This is a genomic window from Flavipsychrobacter stenotrophus (assembly GCF_002954265.1).
Taxonomy (GTDB): Bacteria; Bacteroidota; Bacteroidia; order Chitinophagales; family Chitinophagaceae; genus Flavipsychrobacter; species Flavipsychrobacter stenotrophus.
This window is the reverse complement of record NZ_PPSL01000003.1, coordinates 441,951-467,365: the sequence shown is the minus strand read 5'-3', so window position 1 is coordinate 467,365 and position 25,415 is coordinate 441,951. Positions and strand designations below refer to the sequence as shown.

At 43.5% G+C, this 25,415-nt stretch carries 17 protein-coding genes; 5 read left to right on the top strand and 12 right to left on the bottom strand.

Annotated elements, in window-relative coordinates:
• Positions 1-356 precede the first annotated feature (356 nt).
• Complete coding sequence (locus tag CJD36_RS11955; protein ID WP_161499291.1) at positions 357-1,904, top strand: reverse transcriptase domain-containing protein; 1,548 nt, start codon at positions 357-359, stop codon at positions 1,902-1,904.
• Between the two features lie 12 nt (positions 1,905-1,916).
• Here the strand turns inward: CJD36_RS11955 and CJD36_RS11950 are convergent, their stop codons facing one another.
• The 3 genes from CJD36_RS11950 to CJD36_RS11940 form a co-directional block, all read right to left on the bottom strand.
• The gene (locus CJD36_RS11950) at positions 1,917-4,388 is read right to left on the bottom strand and encodes a TonB-dependent receptor domain-containing protein (protein WP_105039406.1); all 2,472 of its coding nucleotides are present in this window, start codon (positions 4,386-4,388) and stop codon (positions 1,917-1,919) included.
• Between the two features lie 95 nt (positions 4,389-4,483).
• Positions 4,484-5,152 carry a hypothetical protein gene (locus tag CJD36_RS11945; RefSeq protein WP_105039405.1) on the bottom strand — a complete coding sequence of 223 codons (669 nt, stop codon included), beginning with the start codon at positions 5,150-5,152 and terminating at the stop codon, positions 4,484-4,486.
• A 46-nt stretch (positions 5,153-5,198) separates the two neighbouring features.
• Positions 5,199-5,873: a hypothetical protein gene (locus CJD36_RS11940; RefSeq protein WP_105039404.1), complete on the bottom strand. Its 675-nt coding sequence runs from the start codon at positions 5,871-5,873 to the stop codon at positions 5,199-5,201.
• A 160-nt stretch (positions 5,874-6,033) separates the two neighbouring features.
• On the opposite strand from CJD36_RS11940, the gene CJD36_RS11935 reads away from it, so the two are divergent.
• On the top strand, positions 6,034-7,242 hold the full coding sequence (locus CJD36_RS11935) for a DegT/DnrJ/EryC1/StrS family aminotransferase (RefSeq protein WP_105039403.1): 1,209 nt from the start codon (positions 6,034-6,036) through the stop codon (positions 7,240-7,242).
• Between the two features lie 139 nt (positions 7,243-7,381).
• Here the strand turns inward: CJD36_RS11935 and CJD36_RS11930 are convergent, their stop codons facing one another.
• The 3 genes from CJD36_RS11930 to CJD36_RS11920 form a co-directional block, all read right to left on the bottom strand.
• Positions 7,382-7,969, bottom strand: a complete 588-nt coding sequence (locus CJD36_RS11930; protein WP_105039402.1) for a pseudouridine synthase — start codon at positions 7,967-7,969, stop codon at positions 7,382-7,384.
• Positions 7,970-8,346: 377 nt separating this feature from the next.
• Positions 8,347-10,116 carry a VWA domain-containing protein gene (locus CJD36_RS11925; RefSeq protein ID WP_105039401.1) on the bottom strand — a complete coding sequence of 590 codons (1,770 nt, stop codon included), beginning with the start codon at positions 10,114-10,116 and terminating at the stop codon, positions 8,347-8,349.
• 162 nt (positions 10,117-10,278) lie between these two features.
• Positions 10,279-10,905 carry a hypothetical protein gene (locus CJD36_RS11920; protein ID WP_105039400.1) on the bottom strand — a complete coding sequence of 209 codons (627 nt, stop codon included), beginning with the start codon at positions 10,903-10,905 and terminating at the stop codon, positions 10,279-10,281.
• Between the two features lie 114 nt (positions 10,906-11,019).
• Between CJD36_RS11920 and CJD36_RS11915 the strand changes: the two genes are divergently transcribed.
• Positions 11,020-11,496, top strand: coding sequence for a hypothetical protein (locus CJD36_RS11915; protein WP_105039399.1), 477 nt, complete (start codon positions 11,020-11,022; stop codon positions 11,494-11,496).
• On the opposite strand, the gene CJD36_RS11910 is transcribed toward CJD36_RS11915, so the two are convergent.
• Both CJD36_RS11910 and CJD36_RS11905 read right to left on the bottom strand, forming a co-directional pair.
• Complete coding sequence (locus CJD36_RS11910; RefSeq protein ID WP_105039398.1) at positions 11,493-11,879, bottom strand: hypothetical protein; 387 nt, start codon at positions 11,877-11,879, stop codon at positions 11,493-11,495. The two genes, CJD36_RS11915 and CJD36_RS11910, sit on opposite strands and share 4 nt — an antisense overlap.
• A gap of 74 nt (positions 11,880-11,953) precedes the next feature.
• Positions 11,954-13,921, bottom strand: a complete 1,968-nt coding sequence (locus tag CJD36_RS11905) for a M1 family aminopeptidase (protein ID WP_105039397.1) — start codon at positions 13,919-13,921, stop codon at positions 11,954-11,956.
• A gap of 148 nt (positions 13,922-14,069) precedes the next feature.
• Here CJD36_RS11905 and CJD36_RS11900 point away from each other — a divergent pair, with 148 nt between their 5' ends.
• Positions 14,070-14,783, top strand: coding sequence for a pirin family protein (locus CJD36_RS11900; protein WP_105039396.1), 714 nt, complete (start codon positions 14,070-14,072; stop codon positions 14,781-14,783).
• 130 nt (positions 14,784-14,913) lie between these two features.
• Here CJD36_RS11900 and CJD36_RS11895 read toward each other — a convergent pair whose 3' ends face one another.
• The 4 genes from CJD36_RS11895 to CJD36_RS11880 form a co-directional block, all read right to left on the bottom strand.
• Entirely contained in the window at positions 14,914-16,320 is a 1,407-nt protein-coding gene (locus CJD36_RS11895; RefSeq protein ID WP_105039395.1) for an MBL fold metallo-hydrolase, read from the bottom strand.
• Between the two features lie 152 nt (positions 16,321-16,472).
• A complete protein-coding gene (locus CJD36_RS11890; RefSeq protein ID WP_161499290.1) occupies positions 16,473-19,913 on the bottom strand; it encodes a T9SS type B sorting domain-containing protein in 3,441 nt (1,146 codons plus the stop codon).
• Positions 19,914-20,044: 131 nt separating this feature from the next.
• On the bottom strand, positions 20,045-23,275 hold the full coding sequence (locus CJD36_RS11885; RefSeq protein ID WP_105039393.1) for a T9SS type B sorting domain-containing protein: 3,231 nt from the start codon (positions 23,273-23,275) through the stop codon (positions 20,045-20,047).
• A gap of 194 nt (positions 23,276-23,469) precedes the next feature.
• Complete coding sequence (locus CJD36_RS11880; RefSeq protein ID WP_105039392.1) at positions 23,470-24,516, bottom strand: homocysteine S-methyltransferase family protein; 1,047 nt, start codon at positions 24,514-24,516, stop codon at positions 23,470-23,472.
• A gap of 479 nt (positions 24,517-24,995) precedes the next feature.
• On the opposite strand from CJD36_RS11880, the gene CJD36_RS11875 reads away from it, so the two are divergent.
• On the top strand, positions 24,996-25,364 hold the full coding sequence (locus tag CJD36_RS11875; protein WP_105039391.1) for a hypothetical protein: 369 nt from the start codon (positions 24,996-24,998) through the stop codon (positions 25,362-25,364).
• The last annotated feature ends 51 nt before the right edge of the window (positions 25,365-25,415 follow it).

Genomic DNA, 25,415 nt, shown 5'->3' with positions numbered 1-25,415 from the left:
AAAATAGATATTATATTTGATAACCCTTGCACAAGCTTGAAGATTGAAGACATCTGGTTAGAACTGTAATATTTTTCGGAAGAAAAATACACTTTCGCTGAAAGAGCTGAAAGGATATGGATTACTAATGGTTACATTGTTCAGAATCTCGGCAACATGCCTTACCGATTCGAAACAGTGGACTATACTCAATATAGCAAATAATACTGGAAGTACCAAATCTTTCATATCCATTGTATATATTATTTTATTCAAAATTTTGTGACTCAAGAATTTGGGTACTGGTTCGGCCCTTAATTGGGTGTATGTTTTCAAGGTTTCTGATACACAAGCCTGCAAGGTCTTTTTATTATACTATGGAGAATCTCCCAAATATTTGGCTAAAAACGAAAGGATACCTGCACATTACTGCGCAAATAGATGTTGAAAAACGAAAACATGAGATACTTAAAAAGGTCTTAGATCCCAACTACGTTTCAACCTATGCATTTTACCCTCTAATTCACTCAATTATTAAAGAGAGAAAGTATAAAGCTGGAGGAGAAAAAGGAGAACGAGCGCATGTTCATATTAAAGACGGAAAGCACTTACAGACTGCAAAGGCTCGTCCACTGCATTACGCAACGCATTTGGATGCAATTATATTCGGATGCTATGCCGAGAAAATTCAAATACAATATGAGATTGAATTATCAAAACAGCCACAGTTATCAGAGAGTATAATTGCTTACAGAAAACTACCTTTACAAAATGAAATTGCGAATAAGAGCACAATACATTTTGCAAATGAAGTTTTTACAGAAGTCAAACGTCAAATAAATTCAACAGGGAACTCTGTCGTATTAGCGTTTGACATAAAAAACTTCTTTCCAAGTCTTGACCATAATATTCTAAAAGGAATCTGGGCTAAATTATTTAGCTGTGAAAGGCTCCCCCCCGATCATTATAATGTATTTAAGGCAGCTACTCAGTTTTCATACATTATGTTAGATGATCTAAGAATGTCAAATAATGGAAGCAGCAAGCTTGGCTATAATGAGAAGGAGCTAGCTAAAATAAGAAACATACATGGAGTAAACGCTTTCTTTGAATCCCCTAAACATTTTAGAGATAAGATAAAATCAGGTGAAATAAAACTTCATAAATATCCATTCAGGAATATAGATAAACAACCGGTAGGCATCCCTCAGGGTTTGCCTATCAGCGCCACATTAGCCAACCTGTACCTGCTTGATTTCGACAAAGCTATTATCAAAAATTTGGTCGAACAGCTTGGATGTTTTTATCGTAGATATTCCGATGACATTATAGTCATATGCACAGAGGAACAATCAGATCATGTAAACAAGTATGTTACTGATAAGATGACGGAGTTTAAGGTTGAAATAAGCAAGGCTAAGACAGAAAAATTTCATTTTTCAAGATTAGGTAATGACAAAAATATTTGTATCAAAACTACTAATGATGGCAAAACAAAAAATGCACCTTTAGTATATCTTGGATTTGAATTTAATGGAAACGTGATTAGAATCAAGTCCGCTAATCTCGCTAAATTTTATAGAAGAATGATTGATTCAGTGCGACGGAAAGCTAAGAGAGCTATAAAACAGGCCGACAAAATACCAGGCTCTGTTCCCATAGTTTTCAGAAGGCAATTATATAAGCTTTATACAACAAGACCCCTTAGCAAAACCAAAGTTTTTACTAGACACAAGCGGCTAGTAAAAAATGCTGTTGGCGAATTTAGAATCGTATCAACTAAAAAGAAAAAACTATTGCGGAGTAACTACTTGTCGTATGCCCGTCGGGCCAGTGAAATAATGAATGAGCCAGCAATAACTAAACAAATCAGAAATCATCATCGCATATTTAATCAGGCAATAAAAAAGCACTTAAAGAGATAACTCCCAATTCACCTATCCACCCATAACTGGTTGGTTATTCAGGTAGTTTTCCTCGTCTTTGTTCTTCTTAAATTCAAGCTTGCCAAACTTATAGGTGAAGCTGATACCCACGGAGCGATAAGGGACAGACCGCACACTATAAGAAGTATAACTTCCTGAATTTATTGTGGTTACCTGCCGTGTATATTCATTGAAGAGATTGGTGGCTGTAACACCTATACTGGCCTTCTTATCCCAAAACTGCTTTCTGAAGGCCATGGTGTAGGATATGTTTTGCGGCGACCTGCCCTGTATATTATTGGTTGCAGAATTATAATTCCCAAACGCTTCTGCTACCAGGTTATGCGGAAATACATATGATATATTGAGGTTAACTCTCAATCTTATACCCGCATCTATATTACCGCTGCCTATGCTGGTCATAAGGTATCGGTGCGTGGCAAAAACATTGCCCCTCAGGCTCAGCTTTTCTTTGATATTATATGAGCCTGACACATTGATACCTGTATTATATTCCGTACCGGTATTCTGCACATTGGTAACAGATACATTGGTAAGTACAGAATCACCCGCCTGGTACTCGGGGTAGAATGTGGTGATCCGCTTATGGTCTTGTGTATTGATGCGCTCTATTAGTGCTATATACACATTGCCGCTCTTACCTAAACTCTTGTTGAGGCCCAGCTCCGTATTGTTACCGATCTCGGGCTTCAGGAAGGGATTGCCCGTGGTAATGTTATATGGGTCTGAGCGATTAAGAAATGGATTGATATCGCCATAATCGGGCCGCTCGAGTCTGCGTGAGTAAGACAGTTTGATGAACCCATTTGTAAAGTCATGAGAGAACGTAAGCGATGGCATCAATGAATTATAAGCGGGAACGGAGGTATTAGGGAAGTCGATCTTAGTATTGGTATGTTCATAACGCAGCCCGGCCTTAATCTTCAGAAACGACGAGAGCGGCATAGATACCGAACCATATGCGGCATATACCTGCCTGTTGTATCGCAGGTGATACGATTGTCCGGCATCATGCACATAATCATGAGATAGTGGTGTCAGATCATTAACATCGGCTATACTGGTTATATCTTGTAGCTGTGCTTTAGCACCCGCTTCTACATTCACCTTAGATGAAACAGGATGGGTATAATCAATAGAAATGGCCTGCTCATTATCGGTACCGGGATTGTTGCTTATCGTGCCGTTGTAGGGCAGATTATTGAGGTCTGATGTGAGTGTTTGTGAGTAGTCGGAATGTGGCCGGCCAATACTGGTGCTGTATAGCATATTCAGTTCTTGCCCTTCCTTCTTAAATTCCTTCTTGTAGTTGAGACTTGCATCTATTGAATTAGTATGGAAGTTGCTGGTAGCGTTCCGCGTGATAGCAGGTACAGCTATTCCTACAGAATCTTCAATAATACGGGTGATGCCGGAACCACCATTGCCATAATGATTGTAACTGAGCGATGCCGTGATGTTGTCGTGTTTGGTGATGCTCCAGTCGAAACCGATACCGCCCTGGTAACCATCGCGCGCAAAATCTGTATATCCATCCTGCACAAGATGCGTAACACCACCGGCATTGTCGGTAGATAACCTGTCTTGTGTAGCGGGGGTGTGAGAAGGTATCTGCTTATTGCCACTTAGGTAGGTATTTATACCCCAGCAGCCATGTCTTACATTCAGATTGGCAGATGCATTATTGAGCCGTGTGCCACCCGACAGGTTGATACTGCCATTGATGCCCTGTATCTTATTGTCTTTGAGAATGATGTTGATGATACCCCCTGTGCCCTGCGCATCGTACTTAGCACCCGGACTGGTGATGACCTCTATACTCTTTATCTGACTGGCGGGTATGGCAGCCAGCGCATCGGTAATGCTGTTACCAAATACGCTCGATGGCTTGCCATTGATAAGAAAACGAATATTGGCGTTACCCTGCAGCTCTACATTGCCATCTATATCCACATTTACCTGCGGCACTTTCTTCAATATATCCAATGCCATGCCGCCTTGCGCAGTAATGTCGTTAGCAGCATTATACACCAGCTTGTCTATCTTATTCTCTATGATAGGTGCGCTGCCAGATATAGTTACGGCCTTTAGCGTTTGTCCGGCCGGCGATAACAATATTGTACCCAAAGGCACATTCTTAGCCGTTACTGCAACGCTGTCTATGATCTTCTTTCTGTAACCGATAAACTCTATTGATATACTATATATGCCCGATTGAATACTCTGCACTACAAACTGTCCGGAAGTATCTGTGATAGCACCACTCACTACCTTCTTTGTGATGCGATCTGAGATAGTAAGCGTTGTGTATTCAATTGACTGCCGTGTAACAGAGTCTATGACACGCCCCGTGATCCTGAACGTTGATTGCGCATTGGCTACCTGCGATAAGCACAGCGAGAGTAGAAATATAATAAAGCGGATGCAGGATGAACTGTATAGCCGATTGTTACCTGAATACATGAATGACCACGATTAAAATTGCCTGCGACAGGATGGGCTGCGAAAGTAATTAAAAATTCTGCAACTGATCATTTATGAAATGTACCCGGCAGCAGTTACAACTTTAGCGCAAGGCCGGCATTTAAGATGCCTTTATAACCATAGCCCAGCTCGGCATACCAGCAAAGGTTTTTACCGCCACTCAAACCCACCAGAGTAATGTGGACCTTTACAATATCCTTTGCCTTATGCATTGTGCCAGGATAGTAAGATGCTGTATGGCTGCCGGGCGGATAGAATGCTATTACGGAATCTTTGGTACCCTTGCCAAATTCGTATCCAATACCACCCGAACAATATAGCACCTTCGAAGTATTATGGATACGGTCGTAAATGACCTGGCACTCTGCTGCACCGCCTATTACACTATAAGTGGTGTGATACTTGGTCTGTATATGCGGGATCTGGTCATTAATATCAAGAGGATCGTACACTGACCCAACCGTACTGTTATAAGTTCCTTTGCAGTAGAATCCGCATATCGACAGTCCAATATCCTTACCTATCCAATATTGCAGCGAACCTGAATAAATAAGATTGGGCTGCGTAATAGCCTCCTTGGCGTTGAAGTAGACAATAGACATAACCCAGTCGGACGAATAGGCCCCCACGGCACCCTTTAAGATAAACCGGCCTTTATCTGTTGCGCTTGAATCTGATCTACCATAAGCACTTATCGAAAAAGTGAATACGAGCAAAAAAACTGAGGAAAGTGATAATTTCATAGTAGTGATGTTATGATGGTACTAATGCTGCTGCAATATAGTCAAATCACAATTTGTATGATAGACCGGCATTCACGATGCCTTTATAGCCATACCCCGCCTCGGCATACCAACCTATTTTTTGGCCACCGCTAATGCCTATGGGTGCAACGTAAGCAGTTATTTTATTCTCGTCGATAGCAGGGGGAGTAAGCGAGCCTACAAAACAAGTTCCATAAGGAGGCCAGTTTACATACACTGCATTACTTTTATCATCAACATACCCGGTAGTGTGTGTTATGCCAAAACCGGCGGTGCCATATAAATTCAAGTTGCCCTTTTTAAAGCTGTAGTAAGTGTACGAGGCTTCCACAGTTGCGTACGCTGTATGTCGCAGATATACAATAGAAGTGTAGAGTATCTGGTAATCGCCTGCTGTAGGTGACAACAATGGTGTAGCCACACTACTCCCTTCGGTGTAACCAGTACTATGATAAAATCCAGCTGTAATTCCTATCGCCAATTTACTTGTGACAAAATACTTCACTGACGCATTAATGTTGCGCACCGGTTTCAATACCGGCGCCAACTGGTAGCGTGTCTGGAATTGGGAGTTATTGAGATCGGTATTGGCAACCCCGGTGCCTATGCTGAAAAGCCAACTATGTGCCTTATTTGCATTCTGCGCATTTACAGGCAGGGAAAGGGGAAAAATAGCCAGAGAAAATAGTAAGCGTTTCATAGCGATGTTGTTTTAAAGGTGATTGTCTGATGTAAATATACAGATTAAGCGTATTGTCTTATGCAAACTACAGCACACATTTTTCGGAAAATTTTAATGATTCATCTAATTACATACGCCATGGATCAATTACTTTTGCAAGTAATAAAAACTAACATGTATGCCGGGTTATGAATTATTTGGCGCCGCGGAGCGCAAAGAGGTAAATGATGTATTGGAAACTGGTATTCTGATGCGTTACGGCTTTGATGGTGCGCGCCAGGGAATATGGAAGGCAAAAGAACTGGAAGCGGAGATCTGTAAAACATTTGGCACAGCACATACACAATTGTTGAGCAGTGGCACAGCGGCATTGACCACTGCCATGGCAGCACTAGGTATAGGCGCGGGTGATGAGGTGATCATGCCAACGTTTACATTCGTAGCCAGCTTTGAAGCGGTATTGTCTGTAGGTGCTATACCGGTGCCTGTAGATATAGATGAAACGCTCACACTGAACCCCGCAGCAGTTGCAGCAGCTATTACCCCACGCACAAAGGCAGTAATGCCGGTGCATATGTGTGGCAGCATGGCGCAGCTCGATGAGCTGAAAGCAATATGTACTGCCAACAATATATTCTTACTGGAAGATGCCTGCCAGGCTATAGGCGGCACTTACAAGGGCAAACATCTGGGCACTATTGGTGATGCCGGTACTTTCTCATTCGACTTTGTAAAGATCATTACCTGCGCTGAAGGTGGCGCTGTAATGACCAACAATAAAGAAACATATGCCAAGGCTGATCAGTATACCGATCATGGCCACGACCATATGGGCAAAGACCGTGGTGCTGATCTGCATCCTTACCTGGGTTACAACTTCCGTATATCAGAGCTGCATGCGGCAGTGGGCCTGGCGCAGGTACGCAGGCTCGATGAATTTCTGACACTACAGAAGAAGAACCATAGCATCATCTACAATGCACTGAAGCAGGTAGAGGGTGTTACCTTCAGGGTAATACCTGACCCAAGCGGAGATACAGGTTCATTCGTATCGTTCTTCCTGCCTACCGAAGAAATGACGCGCGATGCTGTTGCAGCATTTGCCGCAGAAGGCATAGGTGGTAATTTCTACTGGTACGATAATAACTGGCATTACATACGCAAGTGGCAGCACCTGCAGAGCGGTAGCTGGATGAACCGCTTCTATGACGAGCAGAAGAAGCAGGTACTGCATTATGCCAACCAGGCTTTCCCGGTAAGTGATGCTATCATGAGCCGTTGCATATCATCTTCTATCAGCCTTGTATGGACAGAAGAACAGGCACAAGAGCGTGGCAATAAAATGGCCGATGTGTTGAAGAAGATAATAGTTGGTGCTACTGTATAAGTAAGCTAGACATTGATAAGAGTGATAACCCTCAACTGAATAAGTTGGGGGTTGTTTTTTTGCATGGCGATAGTGTTGTGTAATGCGGGGAAATTTGACAACTTTCTAAAAAGTTGTCAAATCTGATGTACAGGCGGCATCACTTACCAAACAACATCTTCTTTATCTGCTCATCAAGTAGCTTGTGTTCGCCGGGCTGCATACCATCTATATTTACCTGACCTATTGAATACCTTACCAACCGCAGTGTAGGAAAGCCTGCGGCAGCGGTCATTCTTCTTACCTGCCTGTTCTTACCTTCTGTGAGTGTTAATGCTATCCACGATGTGGGTATGCTCTTCCTGAATCTTATTGGTGGGTTGCGCGCGGGCAGTTCGGGTTCATACTCCAGCTTCTCTGCTTCCGCTCTTTTGGTGCGGTATGCTTTGCCGTCGATACTTATGGTTATACCATTGCTTAACTGGTGTATTGCCTGCTGTGTTATGTCACCATCTACCTGCACAAGATAGGTACGCTTGTGTGCAAACGATGGCTCCAGTAGTTGATGCGTCAATGTCTTATCATCGGTTAGTAACAACAATCCTTCACTATCATAGTCGAGCCTGCCAACAGGATATATACTCTTTGCTATGCCGGGAAAATAATCGGCCAATGTTTGTTTATCACCTTCGGGTGAGAACTGTGATAACACATTGAAAGGCTTGTAAAAAATATAGTATTGCGACATGATGATGTGAGTTGAACAATGTCCACACAACGCAGTGTATAGACAAAAAAAGTCCGGCAAGGTTGTGGCTGCCGGACTCTATTAGGATGGGTTAGTAAGTACAATCCCTACCACAATATTAGAAAGAATTTTTTCTTTGGAAAAATATTTCTCTTACTTTTTAAAAACTTTTTTTTAAATGTTGATAAAGTGTTGACAACTGTTAGTAACTCACATCAATTGACAACAGCTATCGTGTAGAAATATTATGTTGAACCAATGAGGTAAGGTGTATAAACCGGCACTAACTGATGATAAGACCAACACTCTGAAAGTGGCTACCAGAGCCTGCTCAAGGCGATTGATGTGAGTGACAAAAAAGATGACGAGCAACACTACTACCAGTCTTTATCCATCTTCACGCGCATACCTTTTTCTTTCTTCAACTTATCCTGCAACTTCTTCTCTTGTTGTTGCACTGCATTCAACATTTGCTCTGCTTGTTGCTCTGTGAGCTTGCTTGGCTGACTTTGCGGCTGCTGATCTTGTTGTTCTTTTTTATCCTTATCGTTCTCTTTCTGCTGATCTTGTTTTTCCTTCTTGTCTTTATCTTTTTTATCCTTGTCCTGCTGCGGCTTATCCTGCTTTTGCTGGTCTTGTTTTTGTTTATCTTTTTTATCGTTCTTATCTTTCTTCAGCATCTCTTCGGCATAAGATAGATTATACTTTGCATCTGCATCCTGCGGATTATTTCTTAGCGTATTCTTATACGAGGCAATGGCATCTTCCCACTTTCTCTGTGCCATGTATGTGTTGCCAATGTTGTAATGAGCAGCAGATTTTCCACCCTTATCTTTTATTGCATCAGCAGTAGCAGCCATTAGTTTACGCGATGAATCATATTGCTTCTTCTGGTACAGCGCACTCCCCAGGTTGAACAAGCCAGTGGCATTATTAGGGTCTTTCTTTAGCGCCTGCAGATAGTTGGCAGTAGCTTCATCATAGCGCTTCTGGTCGTATAGTTTGTTGCCTTGTTGCAATAAAGTGTTGGTATTATTCTGCGCCATTGCCGTGGTTGATAGGAGTATCATTATCAACACTGCACTTGCAGCAGCCACGGGTGGTGTTGGCTTCTTTACCATTACCGGTTTCGACTTAGCATCTTTTGCCTTATTGCGCTTGCGCTTAGCACCAGGTATCAACCACTCTGCAAGGAATGCCAGGAAGCCCACCAGTATAAAGTACTGAAAGTAACTGGTGTAGTCGGTATACACTACTGAACCAAGGCTCTTCTGTTCCATGCCATCCAGGTTACTTACCAGCTTGTTAGCTACATCATTAGTGTTCTGTAAAAGGCTGTAGGTGCCATGTCCTGCTGCCGCCAGCGACCTCAATTCTTCTTCATTCAATTTACTGATAACCGGCGCACCCTGTTCATCTAACTTCACCGATTTAGTTTCGGGATCATAGAGTGTGGTCCCTTGCGGAGAACCAATACCTACTGTGTGTACCACCACACCTTTCTCGGCAGCGTCCTGCACTTTCTTTAGTGCCGCTTCATCATGGTCCTCACCATCCGATATTACTATGAGTGATTTATATTTAAGCTCTGTCTGAGAGAATGATTGTACGGCCATATCCACCGCATCACCTATTACTGTACCCTGTGTTGGCACCATGTCGGTCGATACATTCTGCACCATCATCTTCAATGCGGCATAGTCTACTGTAAGCGGCACCTGCAGGTAAGATCGACCGGCAAATACAATAAGAGCTACCCTATCGTTCTGCATCTTATCGGTCAAGGTCATTATCAACTGCTGTGCACGGGTAAGCCTGTTGGGCTGTATGTCTGTTGCCAGCATACTCTTGCTCACATCAAGGGCTATCACCACGTCTACACCTTTGCGCTGCACCTTCTCTATCTTATCACCTGCCTGCAGGTTGGCCAGTCCTACTATGGTAAACACCAGCCCTATAGTCAGCAATATAAACTTCAGCGTTGCCCTGCCGGGTATAAAGCCCAGTATCTGCGATTCTACCAGGCGCTCATCTCCCAGTTGTTTTATCTTCTTACGGCGCCAGTATATAACAGCAATGAACAGCACAATAAGCACCGGCACAATGGCCAATGCAAACAGATAATCTAATTCCTGGAATCTGAACATCTCTTTTAGTACTTGGTTGTTATAGTTGTAGAAACTAAGCAGAAAGTAGAAGGTCCTGCATGCATATCAAGCACACCATTTACTACTCTCTATCGCAAATTTAATTATGCCATTTATTTATCAATAATTGGCCCATGCGATTTTGATATTTTTTAACAACCTTTAATTAGAGCTGTTGATCTTACTTATAGCAGACACCCAATTCTGAAACAGCTGATCTTCTACCGCACACATATCTGCTGCCAGGGTCTGCCAGTTAGGATCAAACGCTTCGAGCATACGCTGCATCTCTGCCAGGTGGCCTTCTTCTTCCAGTATTATCGACTTAACGTTTACTCTCGAATTGTTTGCGCTCAACACCTGCTGGTAAATACCATACAGCATATCTGCACGCACTTCTATAGCATAAGTCACCAACAGGTAGGCACCATGCTTTAATTCTCTGCCGGTAAGACCCATTTTATTCTTCAGGTACCGACAAGCCTCTACATCCAGCATGTTCAGGTAGTGGTGGCTTTCTACGGGCGCCAGCAAGTATGGGTAAGAGTAGTCGGGGCAAGATACACCTTCCAGTTTTCCTATTTGTTTCTTCAGGTAGTAGGCGTGTCTTGCTTCTTCTGCGGCGTGCTTCAGCACTATAATATCAGAGAGTACAGGGTGTTCGTATTTCGATATCTTCCTGGCTCCTGTATTTTCCATCATAGACAAGCTGTTCAGCCATTTGCCATGCAGCTCATCAGAAGGAACTATGTTTTCAAGTATGTGTAGTAATTGTTCTTCCTGTTTCATTACTACAAATGTAAGGCAATGGGTATTAATGCGCCTTTACTTCGGGTGCACAAATGGGAATCATTCTATTAAATAATAATATTTTATTATCTTCAACGCACAAAGCGTAACCCCATGCATAGAGCTATCCTCACTTTCCTATTGACCTTTATCCTTCTGGCCACAGGTGTCACCCATTCATACGCTGCTTTTCCGGTAAAGGACGCCACTACTATTGTAGCTGGAAATGAGGAGGTAATGGCAAAGAAGTCATTTAAAAAATCCAGGATTGCTACCAGCTTTCAACAGGTAAAGAAAATGATTTCTTCGCACGCCATTGGAGAAGGATCGTCTCCTAAAAGTGGCTGGCCTGGTATTACTGCCTTTGTTTGTTCATTGCTGGCTCTTGGCTGCCTTACCGTTATATCGCTCGTCCCATTTTTCTTCCTATTTGCAATTCTGGGTATCATCTTCGGTGCCATTGGCGTGAGCAAAAAACGCTACAGCAGCACCGGGTTGGCGCTTGCAGGACTCATTTTAGGTTCACTTGAAATAGTTGCAGCCATCGTACTGATTGCAATTATTATTTCGGCATTGGCAGCTATTGTCTAAAACTCACTATCCGATATAGTCGCATTGTATAATCCCGTTGAGTGTGATACCGAATATATCCAGTTATCATCGAGCAACAGATTTTTGGTGGTCCTTACACCGTTCTTTATGACTATTACTGAGTCTACATAGTTGGCTATAGGTTGGTTATAAGGTCCCTTAGGAGCTTCTACACCATGACTTGTCACACAGATCAGCTTCTCTTCCCCAGGTATCAGCGTTGTTGCGGTAGCTACGCTATCTCCTTTAAAATGATAATGCAACTGCATAGCAGAGGTATCACTTATATTCTTTACCCGGTATTCGTAAGTATATACCGCATCGCAAGATGAGAGGAATAAGATGGTAAATATTACAAAGGTTATTGAAAGAATGTTTTTCATGTGCTGCAATTGCTAGTATATAACCGCAATGTAATGATTTTAGTGAATTATTGAAATGGGCACACTTAAGGCTATCAAAACTTACTCAACCTAAAGACAATTCTTGACCCGCAATTGGTAATGTTCAAAATGTAGACTCCGGTAGGATACTGATTAGCAGATATGTTCACATTTTCCTCTTCCGTATGCCTTTTCCATAACACCTTTCCATTAATATCAGTCAGCATCAAATCCGATCCTATTGGCAGATTATTTACAGTCCATTTGTTAGTTGTAGGATTTGGACTTACAGTTATGGTCAGAGCAGACAGATCTGGCACAGTAAGTGTACTGTCTTTCCCAACAGCCAATAGTCTATACGCAACCCATTTCTCAGGATCAAGTAAAACAGTATCGGTCGTACGATCCCAGTTAAAATGAAATACCTGATTAAGCTGATCATTCAACACTTTTATCACAGTATCGCCTGTTGCCGATTTCAGCTTGATCTCAATTGGCGTACGAAAAAACGCTACTGAAGCAGGCACGCTTGTCGATTGGATCAGCTTTACCCAAACATCGGCACCAGACTGATACCACCTTACGTTATACCTCGGGCATCCCTGTTCATAAAACCACTGATTGAAAAATGTATCGACATTAATACCATTCACTGTGCTGCCGGTGTATATCTCGGTTAGTTGTCTGAGGTCATCAATTGATGCGTTGCGGCCTGCCAGTACACTCTGGTAGCTTCTTAAAATACTGAAAAATGTGGCATCGTCATCTAGTATGTACCTGAGCATGTGTATTACTGCCGCGCCTTTGTCATATACCATTGTGCTATTAAAGATTACGGTCTCGCTTGACGTATCGCTGCGATATACTGACTCGGGTATCGTAGTGTTGACGAAATAATGAAAGTTGGTGAGATAATACATCGTTGCATCATGCCCATAAAAATGCCGATCTGCCAGAAATGCGCAATATGATGCAAAGCCCTCGTTCATGGTAATATCACCCCAAGTGCTACAGGTAACATTATCGCCAAACCATTGATGTGCGAGTTCATGTGAAGCAATCTCTGAAAAAAAGTAACCAAGTGAGGTCATTGTCTGGTTTTCCATACCACCGCCATACGGCACTCTGCAATGTCCGTATTTCTCTTTCCAAAAAGGGTATCTGCCAAACAAGGTGCTGAAGTAATCCACCACCAGCCCTATTGAGTCAATTGCATTACGCTCAACGGTATCTATGGGCATGTTCGCATACACAAAATTCTGTATCAACAAAGAGTCTGTACTACCGGTAAAATGCATGTAGTATGAGTAATCTACATAGTTGGCTACTGCAATAGAAATAAGATAGTAGTCTATGGGATACCGCTCTTTCCATTCATAGCGTTTGTAGCCGGGTGCTACGGAAATGGTGGCTAGTAGCTTACCATTGCTGCCTGCCATTAGCGAGTCCGGCACTGTCACCCACATATCCACTGAATCTATTTTGTCCCGCAGCGATTGTTTGCACGGCCACCATTTACAGGCATGATAAGCCTCACTTATAGTAAAGGTTGTAGGCTGAAAAAGATTGTAAAATGTGGGGTTGCAACGTATACCCACATTGCCACTAAAAAAGGAGAAAGTATGTAGATTCCGATAAAATATATGTGCTGTAAAAGTGGCACCCATTGGCAAAGCACTAACCAAATTAACTAAATGAAGGCTCCCCGTATCTGTCCAGGTAGCGGTCGTGCCATTAATATATATTGAGTCGATGGTGTATGCGGTGTCCAGCTCAAATGCATACACACCCAACGATGAGGCCACAACACTTGCCGTTGTTGTAACATCGCCGCTGATTGCATTGGTTGTATTGGTTACCTTAAGATTGAATTTCACATGATGCACGTCATACGCATCTTCAAGAGGAGACGCAACGGTTGTTTTGCCGGCTACATCATCACCCGCAGCATCTTTGCAAATCTGGTGGCTGTATTGGGCACACAAATGTTGTGAAGCAAATAACAGAGTTGCCGCGATTACTAGTCGAATAAGGTTTTTCATAACAGAGGGTTTATATGTTACACTAATTTAGTTTATTTAGTTAATATTTTTCTACTATTCGGAATAAACCTGCAATTTTGTCATACATATTTTCGGCACGGAAATTGAAAATACATGTACATACATGCAATTTTAAAAATCAACAATTATGGCAAATACAGTTTTTCACGCAGCAGACAAAAGAGGTCATGCTAATCATGGTTGGCTCAATGCACACCATTCATTTAGTTTCGCCAACTATCACGATCCCGCTAAAGTTCACTTTGGTGTATTAAGAGTACTCAATGATGATATAGTTGCTCCGGGTATGGGCTTTGGTAAGCATCCGCACGATAATATGGAGATCATAACCATAGTGCTCGATGGTGTGTTGGAACATGCAGATAACATGGGACACACAGAAACTATAGTTCCTAACGAAGTACAGGTAATGAGCGCGGGCACAGGTGTTTATCACAGTGAATACAATCACTCTAAAGACAAGTCTGTAAACCTGATACAATCGTGGATATTCCCTAACAAAAAAGCAGTAAAACCACGCTATGAGCAAACTAAGTTTGCGCCTGAGGATCGCGTAAACCAGTTACAAATACTGGTATCCCCTATAGACAACGCAGACCCGGGATTGAAGATCCACCAGGATGCATGGATATACCGCACAACGCTTGAGGCAGGTAAGACCGTTACTTTGACACCACATAGCAAAGACCACGGCTTCTACATATTCATGCTCGATGGTAAGATCAATGCCGGCGAACAGGTGTTAGGCAGGAAAGATGCCCTGGGCATCAGCGATATAGACTCAGTAATACTGACAGGCGTAGATACCAGCGATATACTGATCTATGAAGTGCCGATGTAAGTAAAAACTGAAAAATAAAAAATAAAAAATAAAAAAGTGCGCTTAGAAAAGTGATGATGAATCAGACATAAAAAGCGGGAACTCAAATGAGTTCCCGCTTTTAGTCTTATGACAATCAAATCATTACTTCTTAATTTTCGCTTAACTCAGGCAGCACCAACTCAATGGTCTTCTCATTCTTGATCTTGCCATAACCACCCAATACATTGCGCAGGTTATGTATGCCCTGGCGCTTAATGACTGATGCTGCTATAACTGAGCGATAACCACCGGCACAATGAATGTACAGGTTGTGTTCTTCATCATCCAGCGTAGCTATGTGCAGTGGATCTGTCAATGTATCTAATGGTACATTCATAGCGCCCTTTACGTGGCCGGCGTCAAATTCACTTACCTTCCGCACATCCACAATAGCCAGACGATCATCGTGTGGCATATCCATTGCCAGTTCGTCAGGTTCTATGTCTATGATCAGGTCTATGGTTTCTCCCGCATCTCTCCATGCTTCAAATCCACCCTGCAGGTATCCGTGTATATTGTCTATACCCACACGTGCCAGGCGGGTAATGCTTTCTTTCTCTTTACCTTCCTCCGTCACCAGTATCAAAGCTTGCTTCAGCGGTAGTAATGTTCCCGCCCATTCTGCAAAGCGCCCTTCAAGCCCTATACTTATGGCTTCGGGAACAAATCCTTCTGTAAATGTATTTGCATGACGCGTATCCAGTATCCATGCGCCTTCGCTTGCCTTTTCTTTGAATGCAGCTATGCTTAACGGGGTTAATCCCTTTGTATATACCTCATCAATATTATCGTATCCTTCCTTGTTCAATCGCGCATTCAGCGGGAAGTAAACAGGGGGTGTGTTCAAACCGGTTGTAACTGCATCAATGAACTCCTCCCTTGTCATATCCTGCAGTGCATAGTTGGTTGCTTTCTGCGCGCCAATAGTGCTCGATGTGTCGGGGCCGAGGTTCTTACCACATGATGACCCTGGACCGTGTGCCGGATAAAGAATGATATGATCGGCTAATGTCTTGATCTTTTGTGTCAGGGAGTCATACATCATTGATGCCAGATCTTCCTTGGTCATATTGCCGCTAAAGAGGTCAGGACGACCCACATCACCTACAAACAAGGTATCGCCTGTAAATATGCAGTATGCTTCGTTCTTTTCGTCGTTAAGCAGATAACAGGTGCTTTCCAGTGTATGGCCCGGGGTATGTATGGCTTTAATTGTCAGCTTGCCTATCTTAAATTCCTCACCATCTTTTGCTACATATGGATTGAATGAAGCCTTTGTATCAGGACCGTATACTATGGTTGCACCTGTCTTACGCGCAAGGTCTATATGTCCGCTTACAAAATCCGCATGAAAGTGCGTTTCAAAGATATACTTGATCTTTACGCCCCGCTCTTCAGCCATCTGCACATAGGTGTCTACATCACGCAGCGGATCAATAACTGCCGCCTCACCTTCACTTGCTATAAAATAAGCTGCTTCGCTCAGGCAGTTAGTATATAATTGCTTTACTTCCATTTCGTTTCAATATTTATACTATACAAAGATAAGTGGAAAAAACGGGTGTTCATATTTTGCACCCTATAACGAGATTGAAGATATAAATAAAGAAGAAAAAAAGAAAAAGGTGCCTGAAAATCAGGCACCTTAAACAAATAAAATTAAATCCATTACCTAAGCAATGTAACATTACCTGTCTTGTTAATGATCTTTCCATTGAGTGATACTCCCTGGATATTATATACATACACTCCAAATGGTTGTGGTTCGCCCTTCCAGCTACCATCCCATCCTTCGTTAATGTCTTTTGTTTCGAACACCACATTGCCCCAGCGGTTATATACCCTGAAGTAGTTAAGGTGCGCCATGCCCTTGTCTATTGCATAGAACTTATTGTTGGTGCTTCCACCCGGCGTAAATGCATTAGGCAATTCTAATATAGCACCCTCATCTCTGATAACATATATAGAGTCAATGGCCTTGCAACCGTGTTCGGTAGTGGCAGTAACAATATATAACGTACTCACATCGGGGCTGGCTGTTGGGTTAGCTATATAAGGATAATCCAATCCGGTAATAGGGAACCATGTAAATGATGAACAGTTCGTTATCGGCTCTATATGGAATGTCTCTCCGGCATATAGCGTCACAGATTCCGGAACCGATATCATAGCCCCCGGATATACGGTCGCGGTCCAGTAAACAGTGTCTTTACATCCCGCGGCCGAAGTAGCTACTATAGTATAGGTCTGATCTGCAATCGGCTTTATTACAGGTGCTCCGCTTGTACTATCGCTTACATACATGGCCGGGTGCCAGGCATAGGTAGCAGCCACAGTAGAACTTGCTGTAACAATAAGACTGTCATGCGGGCAGAATGAAGCATCAGGTATTATAGACGCAAAATTGCCCGGCTGTATGGTTATCAGTGCAGAGTCTTTGGCTTTACAGCCCGCAGGGGTGGTAACTGTAACCACAAGTGTAGTATTGATGGTGCCGTCAAATACAACATTGGCAGAGGTACTGTTATCCAGATCTGCAGATGGTGCCCATGAATATAGGTAGCCGCTGTACCATGCCGGTGCTACCGCCGCATGAATATGTAATGTATCGAACTGGCACAACGGACGGTTGCCTCCTACATAAACCGTAGGATTCGGTTGCACATCCAGGTGCAGGGTCGCAAACATATCGGGGCAACCAGGGTAAGAGGCTCTGATAATATAGGTTACAGACGTATCGGGCGCCAAAGTAGTATTGAGTGAATTTGGCCCCGCAATACCCGTAGTGGGTAACCATTGATAGGTGAACAGCGCATCGCCGGTACCAATAGCCTGCACTATCTGCCCTTGGCAAATGGCAGTATCTATAGGGCTTATTGTTATCGCATTAGGTAGTACTTTAATTGTCACCAGATCATTTACCGAGCAGTTAGCTGCCGTTGGCGATGCCGTAACTATGTAGGTATGCACACCCGTGGTAGCAGGCGTTACTACAGTATTGGGCATGGTGTCATTGGCCACTTCAGGTGCGCCGGGCACCCACTGGTAGTGATAATAATTGGTAGTAGCATTACTACCCGGCACTGTAACGTCTACCGCTACCGACTGTCCCAGGCAAATAGTGTCTCGGTAATTTTGAGCAATGCCCAGGGTATCCACCTTAATACGGAATACATGTACATAATCGGGGCAGTTGGCGTAAGAACCTGTTGCCGTATAAGTATAAGACCCCCATGCGGCAGGCGTTATTACCGGTGCCATACTGGTAGAAGTAACTACCCCGGTTGCTGGTGTCCACGTATACCCCATCTCCACGCTACCCGTAACGTTAAGCGTAACAGATCTGCCCAGACATATATTAGCATCAGGGGTATTGATTGTAAAATCACCTATTGTGTGTACCCTCACGGTTTCCCTGCCAATACAGCCGCTCAATGCGCTCGGCGATACTGTAACCGTATAAGTAACGTCTCCGGCAGCAGCAGGCGTTACCACAGGGTTAGCCACTCCGGTACTGCTCAGGTTAGTTCCGGGAGACCAGCTATAGGTATATGGCACACCGGCCGGGCTCACTGTAGCATGCAGCGGCACCGGCACACCCACGCAGGTTTTGACGACTGCCGAGTCCATTGTAACAAGCGGCAACTGAGCCACATTGATAGTAAAGTGCTTGGAGACAGGCGGACAACCACTGGACGACGATGCCGTCACCGTGTAAGTGGTGGTAACATTTGGCGTCAATATAGGGTTCATAATTATAGGATTGGAAACACCTGTAGTAGGCGACCAGCTATAAGAGAGTAATGGTGGCCCTACCACTGATGCTTGAATAGACTGCCCTATACAGATACCTGTATCATGATTATTCAATGTGATATTAAATGTATCATGTACAAATGTCAGGAAGTAGGTAACAGTATCGCAAGCCCCGGAAACATTTACACCTGTAATAGTGTAGGTCATGGTAGTATTGATACTATCGGCAGAAATAACGTTGGCAACACCATTTGTATCTGTAAGATAAGTAGACGGAGACCAATGCCAGTGGTAGAAAGAACCGCTACCCATTGATATAAGCACCGTATCAAAATTGTATGTACACAGGTTAATGGTATCACCTGAATTAAATGAAAGACTATTTACCTGAAATGCAGGTTGTGTAGCATCCAATGCACTATCAATATACGCGGCATTAAGAATGTATGCATAAGTGAGTGAGGTGCTGTCTCCGGGGGCTATTGTACCTATATTATATACCAGACCTATACCCACATCAGACACCAGGTTAAAACCCTGTGTATAATGAAAAGTAGATGTTTCATTATATATGCTCGGTAAAGAAACACCACCCGGATCGAGACCGAAGTCATAGATAACAGACTTGGCTCGGCAATCCTTTGTTCCCAGGCCCAGATAGGCATTTGTTGCAAAAGCACCTATACCCACCGCAGATACCAATACCCTGTTACCCGGACTAGGCAATTGATAAGTAATGGTATTACTTGTAGTAAAGTCGCCCGATTGGGTCTGCTCATTATCCGGATCCACCGTCCTCAGGTAGTATATATTGTTGAGAGGTGTGGCGCCTGTATTGGTAAGCACAACATTAACAGTGAAGAACAACTTGGTGGTATCCAGTATAGTAGTCTGGCGAATACCTAGTGCGCCTTGGTTTCCTTTCCATATACCTTTACTAATGCCGCCTGAATTAACGTAGGCCAGATTAGTACCGGCCAGGGTACCTGTAAAGCCGGTTGAGGGCAACCCGAATGAATTATAAGATGGAATGTATGCTTCGGACTCGCTTCCATTTACATTTATGGCCCAGCCTTCCTGTGGGGTACCCGGAAGGTAAAAATCCCCAAAATAACCTGGCACACCAACAGCCCATCCATCACGGCCATAGTCTGCCACAAATCCCAGAAAGTTTGCACTAATGGAAGCTGTGCCTGCACCCGGGTCCCAGAAATTAAATGTGGTACCTGGTCCCAGATTAGGGTGATAGGTACCCGGTGCAGGTAGCGTACTTCCGTAACCACCATTTGGAGCAACACCTATTTCTACATACTTGCCTTTAAGAAACACACAATCGCCCAACATTTGGGCCATTGATTGGTTTATGGCTAGTACACAAAGGATTATCGATAAGAAGAAACGCTTATTTATCATGGCTGTATTATCTTTATCAGGTTTACAACATAGTGAATGATAAAGGAATACAGGTATTAAAATATATTATATCAACGCAACAACGTTACATTGCCTCTTTTGTTGAATGTTTTTCCGGTGCTGCTTACAGCCTGAACGTCGTAAACATATACGCCCACATCCTGTGGTTCGCCTTTGTAAGAGCCGTCCCATCCTTCACTCATATTCTTAGTCTCAAACATCAGGTTACCCCATCGGTTGTATACCCTGAAATAATTTAATGATGCGATACCTTTCAAAATAACCTTAAATGAATTATTCGGCCCCGTGCCCGGTGTAAATGCATTAGGCATTGCCAGCAATGATTCTGCAGCTACAAAAATATTCAACGTATCCCTTGTCACACAATTGTGCTCTGTAGTTGCGGTAACCACATACATGGTACTTACATCCGGCGTAGCTACAGGATCTGATATCAGCGGATTGCTAAGACCGGCATACGGGAACCAGCTAAACGAGCTACAATTAGTACCTGGCACTATATGATAACTCTCGCCGGGGAATAATGTCAATGAATCGCCCACTTCAATTACCGCGTCAGGATATACTGTTGCTGTCCAGTACACTGTATCCTTACAGCCATCAGGCGATGTTCCTACAATAGAGTAGGTCTGTGTGGTTATAGGACTAAGCGTAGGTGCGGAGCTTGTGCTGTCGCTCACATACAACGGCGGATGCCATGCATAAGAATAACCGGCCGGAACCATAGGAATAACACGGGAATCATGCGGACAGAAATCTGCATTGGCAATTGTAGAAGCAAAATTACCCGGAGACATAGTAAAGTATGCGGAATCTTTCGCGGTACATCCCGCAGAAGTTGTTACTGTCACATACACCATTGTCGATGAGTCGTTTGTAAATACAACGTTAGCGGTTGTAGTATTATCAAGATCAGCGGCAGGTGACCAGAGGTAGTTATACCCACTATACCAGGCCGGAGTAACTGAGGCATGAAGATGCAGCGTATCAAACTGGCAGAACTGCCTGTTACCACCGATGTATACACTTGGATTTGGCTGCACGTCAAGGTTCAAAGTAGCATAAATGTCGGGGCATCTGTGGAAAGAAGCCGTTACAGTATACAGATCAGATGTATCTGTTGCTATCAATACATTTAATACATTAGGACTGGCAATACCTGTAGTAGGCAGCCACTGATAGCTGAATATGTTGCTGTACAATATATTACCTGTTACCTGCACCACTTGTCCGGCGCAAATTGCAGTATCTATTGGTGAGATAGTCAACACATTAGGTAATACAAGCAGTATAACAGTATCACGAATACCACAACCGGAGGCATTAGAAGGAGAAGTAACTAATGTTGACAATGTGTAGGTGCCTACAGCTGTTGGCGTAAACGGCGTATTGGGCAGAGTATCATTCGCAAAGGTTACCCCCGCAGGCGATGAGGTCCACAGATAATGGTACCCGGGACCACCAGTAGAACTCATATCCACTACATCGCTCATACCCAGACATATAGTATCTCTCACAAACAATCCTTGTCCGGGAGTATCCACTACAATAGTCAGTGTATGCACATAATCAGGGCAATTCGCATATGAACCGGTAACTGTATAAACGTAAGTACCTTCAGAAGTTGGTGTAATAACCGGCCCCATACTGGTTGCGGTAACTACTCCGGCAGTTGGTGTCCAGGCATAACGGATCTCGTTGCTACCCGTTACGTTTGCAGTAACGCCAACAAGCGGATTAAGCAAACAAATAGTATTGAACGGATTGTTGACAACAAAATCACCTATAGTATGTACGGTTACATTAGCGGTACCTGCACACGCTGCAATGGAAGGAGTTGGATTTACCGAAACAGTATAAGTTACATTACCGGCAGCAGCAGGTGTAACCAACGGATTGGCGATATTAGTAGCACTCAGATCAGTAGGCGGTGCCCAGCTATAAGTATAAGCAAAACCCGCAGGCAATGCAGGGTTGGCGTAGCTATGCAGCTGTACAGGAACACCAACACAGGTTTTTACCACTGCCGAGTCTACAGTAACTGTAGGCGGTAATGGCTGCGGTATGGTAGCTGTAACAATGTTGGAAGTACACGGCCCTACCTTTACATAAATATTGGTAACACTACCCGCGGCAAGACCAGATACGGTTATAGTGCCGCCAGCAGGTACAACAGTAACAGTAGCAGGCTGAGGCACACCATTGTACGTATAGAATAGTGTATCAATAGATCCCGCAGCTAAGCCGTGAAGGGCAAAGCTACCATCTGTAGCACCGCAAAAAGAAGGCGTAACTACAGATACACTGGTAATGGCAGGGCTTGGGCCTACCAATACTGTTGTTGATGAATTCACTACAATAGAATCGCAATTAGAAGAAGCAACACCACGTATGTTATAAGTAGTGGCAACCAGAGGGCAAACTACCGCTGTATCGCCATATGCTACAACTGCGCCTGATGGATCAGTCCACGTAAATGTCCAGGTAGCTGGTCCATTAGGCGTAAACCTGCATGCAAAATTGGTTGCAGACCAAGGGGTACCATTGTAACCAGGATATAAGTTATAGTTTGCTCCACTCGCATCTTCAATACCTACCGTTCCGAAGCCGCTGTTCCATGCTGTACACAATGGCCTGCTCTGGATGAAGATGTCAATAGCATAAGTAGACTCATATAGCACTATCTGCTGTGTGCCTGCTAGGCCAGGACAGCTGCCGGCATTAAACAGTGCCACATTTGCCCATGATACAACAAATGTTCTGCACGGTGCTGTTCCATATGTCGCATAGGTAATATTACCATAAATAGATGGATCCAGATCGTAATAAGCACCCATGATGCAATTCTTTGTGGCCGTATTGTTTCCGGCAGGAATTGGTGATGTTATTGCCCACGGATTATATGCACCTGCAAGGCTAAGATCAAAACATATCTGGCCATTTGCGCCTATAAGGCATTGGCTATATTTTGTACCATAAAAGCAAAACTCAAATGGCAAAGGAAGCGCTGCACTATAAACATCATCAATACCCACCAATATTGGCGTTCCACCAGTATATGCAGTAGGCAAATAAGGTATATCGGTAAGTGTGTAACTTGATGTTGATTTGAGTGAGGTAGTATAAGGCGCATATACCTGCGTGCACGCACCACTACATGCGGCACCTGTATTCATTGCAGTAATACTTGTGGTATTAGAAGGGGGGCAAGGTAAAGGCTGCGAAAAGCCGGTAAAAGCCAGTATATTTAATAAAAATATTATAAATAGGTGTTTCTTCATAAAATTTCAATTTCAAGAGATCGCAATAACATATAGACACCTTTTTTTAGAAAAAAGTTGGCTAAGGGAGATAAAAATAACAAGAAAATCTGATAATAGGAAGAAATATACCTTTACATGGGATTTTAGCGCATAAATAGCTGGATACTAGTCTATTAGACAGGTAGAATAACTGCTTGCCCAACTACCTCATGCTAAGCCATTTCTACCTGAGGCAGCCTGCGCGGGGCGTATTTCGCCACAGCATTAGCAATAGCCGCTATATGTGCCGGCGTAGTGCCGCAGCAACCACCAACCATGTTCAGCCATCCCTGCTGGGCAAACTCCCCAACTATAGCTGCCGTTTCTTCCGGCGTCTCATCATACTCGCCCATGGCATTGGGCAGACCGGCGTTAGGGTAAGCCGTTACATAACACGATGCTATTTCAGACAATTCTTCCACATGTGGCCTCATCTGGCTGGCACCAAGCGCACAGTTCAATCCTATACTCAGCGGATGAGCATGCATAACAGAGATACCAAATGCCTCCAGCGTCTGGCCACTTAATGTTCTACCGGATGCATCTGTGATCGTTCCCGATATCATAACAGGAGGTTCAGCCAGCTTTGCATCTTTAAAATATTTATTTATTGCATAAATAGCAGCCTTTGCATTGAGCGTATCAAAAATAGTCTCTACCAGCAGTATGTCTGCTCCACCATCCATCAGGCCCTTTATCTGCTCATAATAAGCATCGGCCACTTCATCAAAGGTTATAGACCTAAACCCTGGGTTATTTACATCAGGAGAAAGTGACAATGTTTTATTCATAGGTCCGATAGCCCCGGCCACAAAACAAACTTCTGCCGGAAAGGGTGCACTACCGCCTTTTTGCCTGTATTCCCCATCATATTCCATTATAGCCTCCCTTGCCAGGCGGGCGGCAGCAACATTTATTTCATGCGCCAGCTCCTGCATTCCGTAGTCAGCAAGACTCACCACCTGGGCATTAAAGGTGTTGGTTTCTATGATATTAGCACCTGCACGCAGGTATTCTTTGTGTATTTCCTTAATTACCTCCGGCTTGGTAAGGCACAAGAGATCATTATTGCCCTTCACGTCCGAAGCCCAGTCTTTAAATCGCTCACCACGGTAATCTGCTTCTTCAAGTTTGTAGCGTTGCACCATGGTACCCATTGCACCATCAATGATCAAAATACGCTCTTCGAGCAGTTTACGTAGCCTGGCATCAGTGTTCATACAGGCAAAGTTAGGCAGAAACAAAAGACAGTTTATAAAACATATGTCACCGCCATATAAAAATTCTGCATTATTAGGATATATTTGTGACCTGATCAATCTGCGAGATAATGAAATACCTCATCTTAATATGCTCATTTATAGCCCTTTTAGTTGGCTTCAGCAGCTGTGCTGTGCATGAAATAGGCAGGCCACACCGTGTTTTTAAATTTGCAGAGTACCGTACGAACAACCATTTTGGGGCACCCCGGTATCAATCTAACCACAACCGGTATTGGGGCAGGCACAGATATGGCCCTCGCCCGCATTGGTACAGAGGACATTATCGTTAATAATGGCGCAATGGCTAATTATATTGAAAAGGCACCCTTGCGGTGTCTTTTTTTGTGTGAATAGATCAGCCTGCAAGTATGAAAAAAGACCCACTTTTTTTTGCCCTGTATCATATAAATTTTTAACTTTATAAAAAACCTTCTGACATGAAAAAAATATTTGTTTTACTGGCTTTCGCGCCAGCTATGTTTCCGGCGGCTTCCTATGCAGGCTGGACCAAGATTGTTTGTAATGGTGGCCCCAACGGCTATGACATTGTAAATGAAACCCACTCGGGTAAAGACCATCAATTGATTTGTATTGGTGAAGGCACTGCCAAACCGCAGTGGAGTACCTGCATTTCAGATGTGGTAATCACAACTAATGGTGTTATAAATATCAGCAAGGACATTGAGCCAATGATCGAAAAGCAAATTCAACGGCATATTGTAAAAGGTGAAATGAAGCTTGATGATAAAACCACTGTTTCATGGCGCGCCATAAAGGGCGGCTATTCACTAACTGTTGAAGATTAATTGAACATACGCTAACAAAAAACGGGCTGCATCATCTCTGATACAGCCCGT

Coding starts and splice junctions, on each gene's coding strand:
- CJD36_RS11955 (WP_161499291.1), top strand. CDS start 357: ATGGAGAATCTCCCAAATATTTGGCTAAAAACGAAAGGATACCTGCAC.
- CJD36_RS11950 (WP_105039406.1), bottom strand. CDS start 4,388: ATGTATTCAGGTAACAATCGGCTATACAGTTCATCCTGCATCCGCTTT.
- CJD36_RS11945 (WP_105039405.1), bottom strand. CDS start 5,152: ATGAAATTATCACTTTCCTCAGTTTTTTTGCTCGTATTCACTTTTTCG.
- CJD36_RS11940 (WP_105039404.1), bottom strand. CDS start 5,873: ATGAAACGCTTACTATTTTCTCTGGCTATTTTTCCCCTTTCCCTGCCT.
- CJD36_RS11935 (WP_105039403.1), top strand. CDS start 6,034: ATGCCGGGTTATGAATTATTTGGCGCCGCGGAGCGCAAAGAGGTAAAT.
- CJD36_RS11930 (WP_105039402.1), bottom strand. CDS start 7,969: ATGTCGCAATACTATATTTTTTACAAGCCTTTCAATGTGTTATCACAG.
- CJD36_RS11925 (WP_105039401.1), bottom strand. CDS start 10,116: ATGTTCAGATTCCAGGAATTAGATTATCTGTTTGCATTGGCCATTGTG.
- CJD36_RS11920 (WP_105039400.1), bottom strand. CDS start 10,905: ATGAAACAGGAAGAACAATTACTACACATACTTGAAAACATAGTTCCT.
- CJD36_RS11915 (WP_105039399.1), top strand. CDS start 11,020: ATGCATAGAGCTATCCTCACTTTCCTATTGACCTTTATCCTTCTGGCC.
- CJD36_RS11910 (WP_105039398.1), bottom strand. CDS start 11,879: ATGAAAAACATTCTTTCAATAACCTTTGTAATATTTACCATCTTATTC.
- CJD36_RS11905 (WP_105039397.1), bottom strand. CDS start 13,921: ATGAAAAACCTTATTCGACTAGTAATCGCGGCAACTCTGTTATTTGCT.
- CJD36_RS11900 (WP_105039396.1), top strand. CDS start 14,070: ATGGCAAATACAGTTTTTCACGCAGCAGACAAAAGAGGTCATGCTAAT.
- CJD36_RS11895 (WP_105039395.1), bottom strand. CDS start 16,320: ATGGAAGTAAAGCAATTATATACTAACTGCCTGAGCGAAGCAGCTTAT.
- CJD36_RS11890 (WP_161499290.1), bottom strand. CDS start 19,913: ATGGCCCAAATGTTGGGCGATTGTGTGTTTCTTAAAGGCAAGTATGTA.
- CJD36_RS11885 (WP_105039393.1), bottom strand. CDS start 23,275: ATGAAGAAACACCTATTTATAATATTTTTATTAAATATACTGGCTTTT.
- CJD36_RS11880 (WP_105039392.1), bottom strand. CDS start 24,516: ATGAACACTGATGCCAGGCTACGTAAACTGCTCGAAGAGCGTATTTTG.
- CJD36_RS11875 (WP_105039391.1), top strand. CDS start 24,996: ATGAAAAAAATATTTGTTTTACTGGCTTTCGCGCCAGCTATGTTTCCG.